General features: G+C 39.6%; 11 protein-coding genes and 1 other RNA gene. 9 read left to right on the top strand and 3 right to left on the bottom strand.

Translation table 11 applies throughout. The features are described 5' to 3' along the window. The first annotated feature begins 54 nt into the window (after positions 1-54). The 4 genes from DYD17_RS08800 to pepC all read left to right on the top strand — a co-directional run bounded on the left by DYD17_RS08800 (position 55) and on the right by pepC (position 5,395). Positions 55-1,434 (top strand): amino acid permease, encoded by a 1,380-nt coding sequence (locus tag DYD17_RS08800; RefSeq protein WP_115253077.1) that lies wholly within the window; start codon positions 55-57, stop codon positions 1,432-1,434. A gap of 169 nt (positions 1,435-1,603) precedes the next feature. Continuing rightward, positions 1,604-3,058 (top strand): nicotinate phosphoribosyltransferase, encoded by a 1,455-nt coding sequence (locus DYD17_RS08795; RefSeq protein ID WP_003052205.1) that lies wholly within the window; start codon positions 1,604-1,606, stop codon positions 3,056-3,058. A gap of 1 nt (position 3,059) precedes the next feature. Then, entirely contained in the window at positions 3,060-3,884 is an 825-nt protein-coding gene (gene nadE, locus DYD17_RS08790; protein WP_003052203.1) for an ammonia-dependent NAD(+) synthetase, read from the top strand. 179 nt (positions 3,885-4,063) lie between these two features. After that, positions 4,064-5,395 (top strand): aminopeptidase C, encoded by a 1,332-nt coding sequence (pepC, locus tag DYD17_RS08785; RefSeq protein WP_115253075.1) that lies wholly within the window; start codon positions 4,064-4,066, stop codon positions 5,393-5,395. A gap of 46 nt (positions 5,396-5,441) precedes the next feature. Here the strand turns inward: pepC and pbp1a are convergent, their stop codons facing one another. Both pbp1a and recU read right to left on the bottom strand, forming a co-directional pair. Next, complete coding sequence (pbp1a, locus tag DYD17_RS08780; protein WP_115253074.1) at positions 5,442-7,607, bottom strand: penicillin-binding protein PBP1A; 2,166 nt, start codon at positions 7,605-7,607, stop codon at positions 5,442-5,444. Further along, positions 7,594-8,202, bottom strand: a complete 609-nt coding sequence (recU, locus tag DYD17_RS08775) for a Holliday junction resolvase RecU (protein WP_003052199.1) — start codon at positions 8,200-8,202, stop codon at positions 7,594-7,596. Before recU ends, pbp1a begins: the two co-directional genes overlap by 14 nt. A gap of 80 nt (positions 8,203-8,282) precedes the next feature. Between recU and DYD17_RS08770 the strand changes: the two genes are divergently transcribed. The 5 genes from DYD17_RS08770 to DYD17_RS08750 all read left to right on the top strand — a co-directional run bounded on the left by DYD17_RS08770 (position 8,283) and on the right by DYD17_RS08750 (position 12,340). After that, positions 8,283-8,798: a DUF1273 domain-containing protein gene (locus DYD17_RS08770; protein WP_115253073.1), complete on the top strand. Its 516-nt coding sequence runs from the start codon at positions 8,283-8,285 to the stop codon at positions 8,796-8,798. A 121-nt stretch (positions 8,799-8,919) separates the two neighbouring features. Beyond that, entirely contained in the window at positions 8,920-9,246 is a 327-nt protein-coding gene (gpsB, locus tag DYD17_RS08765; RefSeq protein WP_003052194.1) for a cell division regulator GpsB, read from the top strand. Between the two features lie 13 nt (positions 9,247-9,259). Further along, an RNA gene (rnpB, locus tag DYD17_RS08760) (RNase P RNA component class B) lies at positions 9,260-9,628 on the top strand. A gap of 62 nt (positions 9,629-9,690) precedes the next feature. Further along, positions 9,691-10,845, top strand: a complete 1,155-nt coding sequence (locus DYD17_RS08755; protein ID WP_003052190.1) for a THUMP domain-containing class I SAM-dependent RNA methyltransferase — start codon at positions 9,691-9,693, stop codon at positions 10,843-10,845. A 13-nt stretch (positions 10,846-10,858) separates the two neighbouring features. Further along, entirely contained in the window at positions 10,859-12,340 is a 1,482-nt protein-coding gene (locus tag DYD17_RS08750; protein WP_115253072.1) for a cell division site-positioning protein MapZ family protein, read from the top strand. A gap of 113 nt (positions 12,341-12,453) precedes the next feature. On the opposite strand, the gene DYD17_RS08745 is transcribed toward DYD17_RS08750, so the two are convergent. Then, positions 12,454-12,936, bottom strand: coding sequence for an S-ribosylhomocysteine lyase (locus tag DYD17_RS08745; protein ID WP_003052185.1), 483 nt, complete (start codon positions 12,934-12,936; stop codon positions 12,454-12,456). Between the last annotated feature and the right edge of the window lie 143 nt (positions 12,937-13,079).

Genomic DNA, 13,079 nt, shown 5'->3' with positions numbered 1-13,079 from the left:
AAATTTTCTGAAAAAAGGATATAATAAGTAGTATTTTAGTGAATGGAGTTTATGATGTCTACAAAAGATCAGAAAGACAATACCGAACTAGAAAATGGAATGGTAAGGGGCTTAGAAAATCGTCATGTTCAATTAATTGCGATTGCAGGAACGATTGGAACAGGTCTCTTTTTAGGAGCAGGCCGCTCTATTGCCTTGACAGGGCCGTCTATCATTTTCGTTTATATGATTACAGGTGCCTTCATGTTCATGATGATGCGTGCCATCGGCGAAATGCTTTATTATGATCCAGATCAACACACCTTTATCAATTTTATCACCAAATATATTGGTCCAGGATGGGGTTATTTTTCAGGTCTATCTTATTGGATTTCCTTAATTTTTATAGGCATGGCAGAAATCACCGCTGTTGGTTCCTATGTGCAATTTTGGTTTCCAACCTGGCCAGCCTGGTTGATTCAGTTGGTTTTCTTAGTCTTACTTAGCTCGATCAACTTAATTGCTGTGCGCGTCTTTGGGGAAACTGAATTTTGGTTTGCCATGATTAAGATTGTAGCTATTTTGGCTTTGATTGCAACAGCTATTTTCATGGTTTTAACGGGTTTTGAAACCCATACAGGCCATGCTAGCCTTTCCAATATTTTTGATCATTTTTCCATGTTTCCGAATGGAAAGCTGAAGTTCTTTATGGCCTTCCAAATGGTTTTCTTTGCTTATCAAGCTATCGAATTTGTGGGGATTACTACTTCTGAAACGGCTAACCCAAGAAAAGTTTTACCAAAGGCTATTCAAGAAATTCCAACCCGTATTGTGATCTTTTATGTGGGAGCCTTGGTCTCTATTATGGCAATTGTGCCATGGCATCAGTTACCAGTTGATGAATCTCCTTTTGTGATGGTGTTCAAATTGATTGGTATTAAATGGGCAGCAGCCTTGATTAACTTTGTAGTCTTAACGTCAGCAGCGTCAGCGCTTAACTCAACCCTTTATTCAACCGGTCGTCATCTCTATCAGATTGCTAATGAGACCCCAAATGCCTTGACCAATCGCTTAAAGATTAACACTTTATCTCGACAAGGAGTACCAAGTCGTGCCATTATTGCTTCAGCGGTTGTGGTTGGTATCTCAGCTTTGATTAATATCCTACCAGGAGTTGCAGATGCGTTCTCACTCATTACGGCATCTTCGTCAGGTGTATACATTGCTATCTACGCTTTAACCATGATTGCTCACTGGAAGTACCGTCAATCTAAGGACTTTATGGCAGATGGTTATTTGATGCCAAAATATAAGTTGACAACGCCTTTGACCCTTGCTTTCTTTGCCTTTGTCTTTATTTCTCTTTTCTTACAAGAATCCACCTATATCGGTGCCGTTGGAGCAATGATTTGGATTATTGTTTTTGGGATTTATAGCAATGTCAAATTTAAATAATAGTTAGCGATATAGAACTGAATCCATTAACTCTTTCTTATTTGAGAGTGACATGATGGATCAGTTCTTTTTTACTTTAACGGTAACTCAAGATATTTCTAAACCCTAGTCCAAGAGCCTTTTTTTAAATATGTTATAATAGTAACAATAATTCAAAGGAGTCCCCTTTATGTATAAAGATGATAGTTTAACACTCCATACTGATTTATATCAGATTAATATGATGCAAGTTTATTTTGAACAGGGCATTCATAATCGTCATGCGGTGTTTGAAGTCTATTTCCGCAAGGAACCTTTTAACAATGGTTATGCTGTTTTTGCTGGTTTACAGCGCATGGTGGAGTACCTAGAGCAATTTCAATTTTCAGAAACAGATTTAGCTTACCTTGAAGAACTTGGTTATCCAGAAAACTTTTTGACTTATCTTAAAGAGTTACGATTAGAATTGACCATCCGTTCAGCTAAAGAAGGAGATTTGGTTTTTGCTAATGAGCCGATTGTGCAAGTAGAAGGCCCTCTAGGTCAGTGTCAGTTGGTCGAAACAGCTCTTTTAAACATTGTTAACTTCCAGACCTTGATTGCTACAAAGGCTGCTCGTATTCGTTCTGTGATTGAGGATGAACCCCTTTTGGAATTTGGCACCCGTCGTGCACAGGAACTAGATGCTGCGATTTGGGGAACGCGCGCCGCGATGATTGGCGGAGCAGATGCAACAAGTAACGTGAGGGCAGGTAAACGCTTTGGTATCCCTGTTTCAGGTACGCATGCTCATGCTTTAGTGCAAGCCTATGGTAATGATTATGATGCTTTTATGGCTTATGCTAAGACCCATACAGATTGTGTATTTCTTGTTGACACCTATGACACGCTTAAAGTGGGAGTCCCAACAGCTATTCGAGTAGCCAAAGAGATGGGTGATAAGATTAATTTTCTAGGAGTTCGTTTGGATTCTGGGGACTTGGCTTATCTCTCTAAAAAAGTTCGTCAGCAGTTAGACGATGCCGGCTTTACTCAGGCTAAGATTTATGCTTCCAATGACCTCGATGAAAATACCATCCTTAACTTAAAAATGCAAAAGGCTAAGATTGATGTTTGGGGTGTTGGAACCAAATTAATCACAGCCTATGATCAGCCTGCCTTAGGAGCTGTTTATAAGATTGTCTCTATTGAGCAAGAAGATGGTAGCATGCGTGATACTATCAAATTATCAAATAATGCAGAAAAAGTATCCACACCAGGTAAAAAACAAGTTTGGCGCATCACTAGTCGTGAAAAAGGTAAATCAGAAGGCGACTATATCACGTTTACTGATATTAATGTCAATGAATTAACTGAGATTGAGATGTTCCATCCGACCTATACCTATATTAAGAAAACCGTTAAAGAATTTGATGCGGTTCCTCTTCTGGTTGATATTTTTGTGAAAGGTAAATTGGTATACCAGTTACCAACCTTATCAGAAATTAAGACCTATGCTAAAAAAGAATTTGACAAACTTTGGGATGAATACAAGCGTGTCTTGAATCCTCAAGACTACCCAGTAGACTTAGCCCGTGATGTGTGGCAAAATAAGATGACCCTAATTGATAAAATTCGCAAAGATGCTTATGGAAAGAGTGAATGACATGACCTTACAAGAAGAGATAATTCGACAATTAGGCGTCAAGGCTAGCATTGATCCGAAAGAAGAAATTCGAAAAACTGTTGATTTTTTAAAGGCTTATCTGCGTAAGCACTCATTTTTGAAAACTTATGTCTTAGGCATTTCTGGAGGTCAGGATTCTACCCTCGCTGGAAAGCTAGCCCAGATGGCCATTGCAGAGCTACGGGAGGAAACAGGTGATCAAGCTTACCAATTTATAGCTGTTCGCTTGCCTTATGGGGTTCAGGCTGATGAAGCAGATGCGCAAAAGGCCTTGGCTTTTATCATGCCAGACCAAACACTGACTATTAATATTAAGGCAGCTGTTGATGGCCAAGTAGAGGCTCTACAAGCAGCAGGCGTTGAGATTTCTGATTTTAACAAAGGTAATATCAAAGCACGTCAGCGGATGATCAGCCAATATGCCATTGCTGGTCAAATGGCTGGTGCTGTTATTGGAACGGATCATGCGGCAGAGAATATTACTGGTTTCTTTACCAAATTTGGTGATGGTGGAGCAGATATTCTTCCCCTCTTTAGGCTTAACAAACGTCAAGGGAAGGCGCTCTTACAGGTTTTAGGAGCGGATTCTGCTTTGTATGAAAAAGTTCCAACAGCTGATTTAGAAGATCAAAAACCAGGCTTGGCTGACGAGGTTGCCCTCGGAGTTACCTATCAAGAAATCGACGACTATTTGGAAGGGAATCTGATTTCCGAAGCAGCTCAAGCAACTATTGAAAAATGGTGGCATAAAGGACAACATAAGCGCCACTTGCCAATTACTATCTTTGATGACTTTTGGAAATGACCCGGAAAGAAATTTTTTTAAAAAATATAAAAAAGTTAGGTTAGCCTAACTTTTTTCTTGAACAAAATCATATAAGGTCTATAATAGAAGTAATCCTTTAGATTGAAATTAGCTAGGTTGCCCTGGATTGCTAATTTTCTTTCAGTGGAGTTTAATCTTATGATTTTAGGAGGATACGAATGTCAGCATTAACAGAGACATTTACAGAACAACTATTTGCTAATTACAAAGCCAGTGCCAAATTTTCAGCTATTGAAAATGCTGTTACCCACAATGGCTTGTTGAAATCATTAGAAACACGTCAAAGTGAAGTGGACAATGACTTTGTCTTCTCTATTGATTTAACCAAAGACAAAGTGTCTAACCAAAAAGCATCAGGTCGCTGCTGGATGTTTGCCGCTTTGAACACTTTCAGACACAAATTAATCACAGAGTTTAAATTAGAAAACTTCGAACTCTCACAAGCACATACCTTCTTTTGGGATAAGTATGAAAAAGCTAACTGGTTTATGGAGCAGGTAATTGCAACAGCTGATCAAGACTTGACTAGTCGAAAGGTAACATTTCTTTTAGATGTTCCTCAACAAGACGGAGGACAGTGGGATATGGTGGTGTCCTTATTTGAAAAATATGGAGTTGTGCCAAAATCCGTTTACCCAGAGTCTATTGCTTCAAGCAACAGTCGTGAGCTAAACCAATATTTGAACAAACTGTTGCGACAAGATGCTCAAATTCTTCGTGATTTGATTGCATCAGGTGCTAATACCCAACAGGTTGAGGATCGAAAAGCAGAGCTTCTTCAAGAGATTTTTAACTTTTTAGCCATGACCTTGGGCTTGCCACCGCGTCAATTTGACTTTGCTTACCGTGACAAGGATGATGAGTATCATCTTGAAAAAGCATTGACCCCTCAAGCTTTTTACGATAAATTTGTTGGCTTAAAGTTATCTGATTATGTATCTGTCATCAATGCCCCAACTGCTGATAAGCCTTATGGCAAATCTTATACCGTTGATATGCTAGGCAATGTGGTAGGAAGCCGTGAGGTTCGCTACCTCAATGTAGAGATGGAACGCTTTAAAGAGCTTACTATCAAACAACTACAAGCCGGAGAGTCTGTTTGGTTTGGCTCTGATGTGGGTCAAGTCTCAGATCGTCAAAAAGGGATTTTAGCAACAAATACCTATGATTTTGAAGCTAGCATGGATATCACCTTAAGCCAAGATAAGGCAGGGCGTTTAGATTACAGTGAAAGTTTGATGACACATGCGATGGTTTTAACAGGTGTAGACTTAGATGAGACTGGAAAACCATTAAAATGGAAAATTGAAAATTCGTGGGGAGATAAAGTTGGAGACAAAGGTTACTTTGTCGCTTCCGATGCTTGGATGGACAACTATACCTATCAAATCGTTGTTCGCAAAGAGTTCCTAAGTGCAGAGGAATTAGCGGCCTATGAAGCAGAAGCAAAAGTTCTAGCACCATGGGACCCAATGGGAGCTTTAGCTTAATACAGTAAAAAAACCTTTCGGCCTAGCAGCCGAAAGGTTTTTGAGGTTAATGGTTTGTTTTTTTATCTTCATTAGCGGAATGCTCAGCTCCATTTTCTGTATGTGTTGAAGTGTTGGCATCAGTTACATCAGTTGAATCATCTGAAGAGGACTGGCTTGAAGATGTTGACGTGTTATTGCCATAGAGATTATTGTACACGGAATTAGTGTAGTCATTGTTGCTTGCATAAGTACCACTTAAGTAGAGGAATCCTCCACTACGATAGAGTCCACTTGGCATGGTCCAGTCTTCACTATAACCATTTGTCAAGTATGTCATCATGTTGCGGTAAACATCTGCAGCAATTTCTAACCCATACCCGTAAACTGGAGTAAGACGGTTCTTGTAACCAGTCCAGACGGCCATAGCGTATTGGTTAGTGTAGCCAACGAAGTTTTCATCTGGTGCCATGGTACCGACATAGTCTGGATAAAGACCGTATTTTTCACCAATTTTAGCAAGTTCCTCATCGGTGTAGTTAGAGGTACCTGTTTTACCAGCTTGAGCAACTCCAGGGATGGCAGCAGCAGTACCGGTACCGTAAGTAAGAACGGTTTTCAGCATGTCTGTCATCATATAGGCAGTTGTTTCTTTCATTGCACGTTTGCCTTTTTCTTCAAAGACTTTACTTGTTCCGTCGCTAAATTCAATCTTATTGACATATTGTGGTTTATAATAAATACCACCATTGGCAAAGGCAGCGTAAGCAGCAGCCATCTTTTCACTGCTTGCTCCATATTTAGCTTCTGAACTGCTATTATTACTTGAAATCGCATTTGAATAATGCATTTCAGGATAGTTAATACCAAGTCCGCTTAGGAAAGAACGAGCATAGTCAAGGCCAGCTGCATCAAGGGCTTTGACAGCTGGTACGTTACGTGAGAGCATTAAGGCAGATTGGATAGTCATCCAGCCGTTGTATTTGCGATCCCAGTTGTATAACTGAGTTGTTGTACCAGGCCAGTAGTAAACAGAATCGTTTGTAGATTGAGCCGTTGAACTATAGGCACCGGATTCAATAGCGGGAGCGTAATCGGTGATGGGTTTCATGGTAGAGCCCCAGTCGCGGTCTGTTAAGACAGCCTGGTTGGTTCCAAAAGAAACATTTTCGTCTTGGTTACGACCACCTAATTGGGCAATCACATGGCCATTGGTCACATCAACAATCGTTGAAGCTACTTGGAAATCCTTATCTGGATAATAAACGTAGTTTTCGGAATTATAGATATTGTAGAGGGTTTGTTGCGCTTCTGGAATAATGTTAGTATAAACTTTTAGTCCAGAGGTAAAAATATCTTTATTAGTCTCCTTCTTAACCTCGTCGATGACTTGTTTCAAGTAATTATCCATGTATTTTGGATAGGTCGAGCGTTGTTGGAGGGGCTGAAGACCATCAGCTACAGGAGTGGCAAGGGCGGCTTCGTACTCAGCTTTCGTAATATTTTTTTCCATGTACATCTGTTGTAGCACGACATTACGACGGTTTTGAGCTGCTTCAGGCTGTGTATAAGGATCATATTGACTTGGAGCTTGTGGAATACCAGCCAATAAGGCTAGCTGAGCATAGGATAAATCTTTAAGATCTTTACCATAATAGGACTTCGCAGCAGTTAACATGCCATAATTCCCATTTCCCATATAAACCTTGTTAATGTAGAAAGTCAAGATTTCCTGTTTGGTGTATTTACGCTCCATTTGAAGGGCGAGCCAAACTTCTTGGGCCTTACGTTTTAAGGTTTGATCTGACTCATTGGTTGAGAAATAAGCTAATTTAATGAGTTGCTGATCCAGAGTTGATCCACCTTGTGTGGTTTTACTGGTTAAATTATGGAAAGCAGCACCAAAAATACGATAAAGGTCAACTCCGCGGTGATTGAAGAAACGTTTGTCCTCAATTGAAGTGATAGCATTGACCAAGTTGATTGGAATACTATCAGCCGTCACATTTTCGCGTTTTTCAGAGCCTAAATCAGCGATAAGATTGTTATTGCCATCATAGACCAAACTAGAGTTGGTTGATTTCAACTCAGCTTCTGATAGTTTGGGAGCGCTACTAATATAGAAGGCAAATAAAAGACCACCAATAACAATAACAAGAATGATAAGGCTAAGGATAGCACCGAGTACATACTTTAGCCATTTAAGGATTTTTGGATTTTTAATTGTAATCACCGCCTAAAAAATTTTGTTCTATTATGTCTAGATAAGGGACTTGTGGAAAGGCTCCAATAACTATCTTAAAGCCATGTTTTCTGATATAATCGAGGGGCATTGATTTGTTCCCCTTATCAATCTGATAAAAAGCAATAAGAGCCTGAGCAGGCAGATAGTAGGTTTCTTTCAATGTTGAAAAGTGAAGTAAGACAAAGCAAATTCCATTTTGTTCCACAACAGCTGCCATGTGCTCAATCTGATGGAGATGAAAATTTTTCATAGGCATGGCTGTTTTTTGTCTGGTTTCCTTAGCCTCAAAATCAATATAATGCCCCTTGTAAACCCCAGAATAATCTGTCGTTGAAGCTTGTCTAAAGTACGCTTCAATGATTTTCGCACGACTGCGTTTAGGGTAATCCACTTTGACAATTTGGATGGGGGTAGGTTTTTTATGAATAACAGCAATTTGCCGCGACAAATAATAATCATTTGTCGCGTTGATAGCTGCTTCAAAAGACATGCCGCGATTGGCAAAGCCTACCTTATTTTGTTTTGATTGCTTTGGCACGGAAGGTGCTTTTTGTCGAATAAGATTATGAGGGTAGTTGACCATTGTTCTCCTAACATCATTTACTTAATGCTAAAAATTTAAGCATTTTCATTATAACATATTTTTTGAAAGGATAACACTGAATGACTGCAATTCTGATAACAGGTTATCAAAGCTTTGAGCTGGGAATTTTTAGTTCCAAAGACCAGCGGATTTCGATTATAAAAACAGCTATTCGTAAAGACCTAATCAATTACTTGGAAGAAGGAGTGGACTGGTTCATTTTTACAGGAAATTTAGGATTTGAACAGTGGGCATTGGAGGTTGTGAACGACCTGAAAACAGAGTACCCTTTACAAGTGGCAACTATATTTCCTTTTGAAACCCATGGAAACAACTGGAATGAACAAAATCAGGAATTATTAAGCCAATTTAAAGCGGTAGATTTTGTCAAATATAGCTTTTCAACTTATGAAAATCTACAACAATTTAGCTCCTATCATCAATTTTTATTAGCAAATACAGAAGGAGCCTATGTTTTTTATGATACAGAACATGAAACCAATCTTAAATACTTGGTTGCAAAAATGAAGCAGCTTCCAGATTATGACTTATCCTTTCTGACCTTTGAACGCTTAAATGAGATTGTAGAAGAATAGTAATGCATTTTTAATAAGGATTGGTATTTAAATACTTGCTTTTTAAGCCATTTTTCTGTATCATTAATAATGATACTAAATCGTAGTTTAGTAAAAAGATTGACCGTATGGAGAGCATAGAATGACAGGTATTATTTATAGTCCAAAGGACATTTTTGAGCAAGAGTTTAAGACTAGTATGAGAGGGTTTGATAAGAAAGAAGTCGATGAATTTCTTGACAACGTTATCAAAGATTATGAGAATTTTAGTGCCCAGATTGAAGCTTTAAAAGCTGAGAACGAAGCTTTGAAAAAAGCTAAATTTCAAGCTAGGAATACAGTGGCGGCTACTTCTCAGCAGACCATGCCACAACCAACACGCGTGACCCAGTCAGCTACCAATTTTGACATTCTAAAACGCATTAGCCGGTTGGAAAAAGAAGTTTTTGGTAAACAAATTATTGAGTAATGAAAACTGTGCAATTTTTGGATAATCGCGTAGTATTCCAATACTATGAGGAAAGTCCATGCTAGCACTGGCTGTGATGCCAGTAGTGATTGTGCTAGGCGAACAAATAAGCCTAGGGATGTGCTTATACATTACGGCGAAGAAAATGGCTAAGTCCTTGGATATGCCAAAGTACTTCTGAAAGTGCCACAGTGACGAAGTTTTTATGGAAACGTAAAAAATGGAACGCGGTAAACCCCTCAAGCTAGCAACCCAAACTTTGGTAGGGGCATGGGATAGTTGGAAACGAACAAGCTATCCTGACTGTTATTAGACAGTAGACAGATGATTATCGAAAGAGATGAGACCTAGTCATTTCTGGAACAAAACATGGCTTATAGAAAATTGCATAATAGGTTAAGCTAGCACTTGCTAGCTTTTATTTGATTTAAAAGAAAGAGAATTATGAAAGAAACGTTTAAATTAGTGGCAACTGCAGCCGCAGGATTGGAAGCCGTTGTTGGCAAAGAAGTAAGGGCATTAGGTTTTGACTGTCAGGTCGAAAACGGAAAAGTTTATTTTGAAGGTGATTTAGAGGCTATTGCTAAAACGAACCTTTGGTTACGGGCAGCAGACCGCGTTAAAATTATCGTCGGCCAGTTTCCTGCTAGAACCTTTGAGGAACTGTTTCAAGGTGTCTTTGCTTTGGATTGGGAAAATTATGTCCCTCTAGGAGCTAAGTTTCCAATCTCAAAAGCCAAGTGTGTCAAGTCAAAGCTGCACAATGAGCCAAGCGTTCAAGCGATTACCAAAAAGGCCGTTGTTAAAAAATTACAAAAGTACTTTCATAGGCCAGAAGGAGTCCCACTGCAGGAAGTTGGATCAACTGTTAATATCGAGGTGTCTATTTTAAAAGACCAAGCTACTGTTATGATTGATACCACAGGATCTAGCTTATTTAAACGAGGCTATCGCGTTCAAAAAGGTGGAGCACCGATCAAGGAAAATATGGCAGCCGCTATTTTGGCATTATCTAACTGGTTTCCAGATAAACCCCTGGTTGATCCCACCTGTGGATCTGGAACGTTTTGCATCGAGGCTGCTTTGATAGGAATGAACATTGCCCCGGGATTTAACCGTTCCTTTGCTTTTGAAGAGTGGAGTTGGGTCGACAAGGAAATCATCCAAAAGGTTCGTGATGAGGCTGAACAAGAGGCTCGCTATGATGCTGAATTGGATATTTCTGGCTTTGATATTGATGGTCGTATGATTGAAATTGCTAAAAGTAATGCTGAGGAAGCAGGCTTGTCCGATGTGATTACCTTTAAGCAAATGCGTCTTCAAGATTTCCGCACAGACAAGGTCAACGGAGTGATTATCTCAAATCCTCCTTATGGGGAAAGGTTGCTTGATGACAAAGCAGTTGACATCTTGTATAATGAAATGGGACAAACATTTGCTCCTTTGAAAACATGGAGTAAATTTATCCTAACTAGTGATGAACAGTTTGAAAAAAAATACGGCCAGACGGCTGACAAGAAGCGTAAACTTTATAACGGTACCCTAAGAGTTGATTTATATCAATTTTACGGGGAACGGGTAAAGCGACATCTGATATAGAGAGGTAATAAGCGTGTCAGAAGAAAGCAAAGAAGTCGAAGTAACAAAAGAATCGCAAATATTGGGACTCAATGAAGCCAAGTCAATGACAGTTGGTGAAGCGGTACGCAAAGAGTCAGAGATAAAAGCAGGTGTTACAGAGGATGATAGCATTTTAGATAAGTACATTAAGCAACACCGTGACGAAGTTTCTTCTCAAAAGTTTGATGCTGCTAAGTACACAGAGCTTGATACAGCTAGTTTAGATAACTTTATCAAAAAGCAACGAGAAGAGTTGAGTAAAGTTGGTCTTGTTGATGACGATTTTGTAGAGAATGAGCCAGCTGCTACCAACTTATCAGAGCCTTCAAGCGAGGGTGTCCCTGATGAATTGGCTTCTGTGGAGGCTGCTGCAGTCACAACAGGTGTTCCGGTCGAAGCAATGGTTCCTGTGGATCCAGTTGAAAAGACGATTCCAGAACCTCAGGTAACACAGGAAGAACCTGTAAGAGAACAATTCTTTACTGATACTGATGCTAGCAAACCAAGGCAAAAAAGAGGATGGTTAATCGCCTTACTTTTATTGCTCTTAGCCATCATTGCTACTGTATTTGGCTGGAATTATCTTAAACAAGATAATACTAAGACAAACAAAGCTGCAAGTAGTCCAACAACTCAGACCTCAAAAACAGAGGCTTCTAAAAAAGCGCAACAGTTGAAGGCTGATGCCAAAGCTTTTGAGAAAAAATATAGTGCCTTTTATACGGATGCGACAAAAAGCAACCTAAAAAATAGTGCTTTTACAAACTTGCCAGAGTTAGAAAAAGCCTTGAAATCTCTAGAAGGTTCTAGCTATTATGATAAGGCAAAAGAAAAGGTAAATGCGCTGAAAAAAGCAATCACAGCGATTACAGCTGTCAATGGGAAATTTGTTTCAGATGCTATTGTAGACGGGAATAAGGTTGCAGCCGAGGTCAAGCCAGATGCTAACTTTGATGACTTATCAAGTGCTACATTAACAACAGGCAATGCCAACTTGGATGCTGTTTTACAGGCAAGCATTACAGAAGGTCGCCAACAATTAGCAACTAAGGCTGAAGCAGCGAAAGCGGCAAGTGACCAGGCAGCAGCTCAAGCACAGCAGGCTACAGAAGTACCGGCAGCTCAGACGTCTAGTGCAATGGGGCCATCATCTGGTTATGGCATCACGGCCTATAACCCTGCAAGCCTTCAAAGACAATTGTCTCGTGTACCTTACAACGATTCAGTTATTGCTGATAGTGGTAATCCTGCTTGGACTTTTAATCCAGGGATTCTCGAGAAAATTGTTGCTACCTCGCAGGCAAGAGGGTACATTTCAGGCAATCAGTATATTTTAGAGCCTGTTAATATTATTAATGGCAATGGTTACTATAATATGTTTAAGCCTGATGGGACATATCTTTTCTCTATTAATTGCAAAACCGGTTATTTTGTAGGGAATGCCAAAGGGCACTCAGATGCTTTAGACTATTAAAATAGAGCTAGTATCTACTAATACCAATAATATGAAAAAGACCAGTCACCTTTTTAAAGGTGGCTGGTCTTTTTCATATTCACTAAGCTATCTTGTTATGCAAGAAACGGGTGTTAGATGACGTGACGCTCAAAAGGATCATCTGAGATACCTTGATTTAAAATCAGTTGAGCCCATTCCTTGGCAGCAAAAAGACTATGGTCTTTGTAGTTCCCACAGGATTCAATGGTTGTTCCTGGAACATCTTCCCAGGTAATTCCAGTTGCAATTTCTTCTAAGCTCGCCTTAATCACGCGGGCAATATCGGTTGAACTATGTTTTCCCCACATAATCAGGTGAAAGCCTGTTCGGCATCCAAAGGGTGAACAGTCAATCATGCCGTCAATGCGCTGACGAATTAGCTTGGCCAGTAAGTGTTCAATAGTATGCAGACCGGCAGTTTCAATGGAATTGTGATTAGGTTGCACTAGGCGAACGTCAAAGTTGGTAATGACATCACCTTTTGGACCGAATTCTTCAGAAATAAGGCGGACATAGGGAGCCTTTACAATAGTGTGGTCTAGTTCAAAACTTTCGACGATAACTTCTTTTGTCATTTCAATCTCCTTTATGGTTACCTTTTCATCATAACATAAAAAGACTAGGGATGAAACTGGTTGAAGTTTGGTAAACGAAACAAACTCAAAGAGAATGTATTGCCTGGGTAAGTCATCAGTAGTTTTTATACGCCGTGCGCCTA

Origin of the sequence: Streptococcus dysgalactiae subsp. dysgalactiae, from assembly GCF_900459225.1 — a bacterium.
In the GTDB taxonomy this organism is placed as follows: domain Bacteria; phylum Bacillota; class Bacilli; order Lactobacillales; family Streptococcaceae; genus Streptococcus; species Streptococcus dysgalactiae.
This window is presented reverse-complemented; position numbering and strand designations above follow the sequence as displayed.

Coding starts and splice junctions, on each gene's coding strand:
- DYD17_RS08800 (WP_115253077.1), top strand. CDS start 55: ATGTCTACAAAAGATCAGAAAGACAATACCGAACTAGAAAATGGAATG.
- DYD17_RS08795 (WP_003052205.1), top strand. CDS start 1,604: ATGTATAAAGATGATAGTTTAACACTCCATACTGATTTATATCAGATT.
- nadE (WP_003052203.1), top strand. CDS start 3,060: ATGACCTTACAAGAAGAGATAATTCGACAATTAGGCGTCAAGGCTAGC.
- pepC (WP_115253075.1), top strand. CDS start 4,064: ATGTCAGCATTAACAGAGACATTTACAGAACAACTATTTGCTAATTAC.
- recU (WP_003052199.1), bottom strand. CDS start 8,202: ATGGTCAACTACCCTCATAATCTTATTCGACAAAAAGCACCTTCCGTG.
- DYD17_RS08770 (WP_115253073.1), top strand. CDS start 8,283: ATGACTGCAATTCTGATAACAGGTTATCAAAGCTTTGAGCTGGGAATT.
- gpsB (WP_003052194.1), top strand. CDS start 8,920: ATGACAGGTATTATTTATAGTCCAAAGGACATTTTTGAGCAAGAGTTT.
- DYD17_RS08755 (WP_003052190.1), top strand. CDS start 9,691: ATGAAAGAAACGTTTAAATTAGTGGCAACTGCAGCCGCAGGATTGGAA.
- DYD17_RS08745 (WP_003052185.1), bottom strand. CDS start 12,936: ATGACAAAAGAAGTTATCGTCGAAAGTTTTGAACTAGACCACACTATT.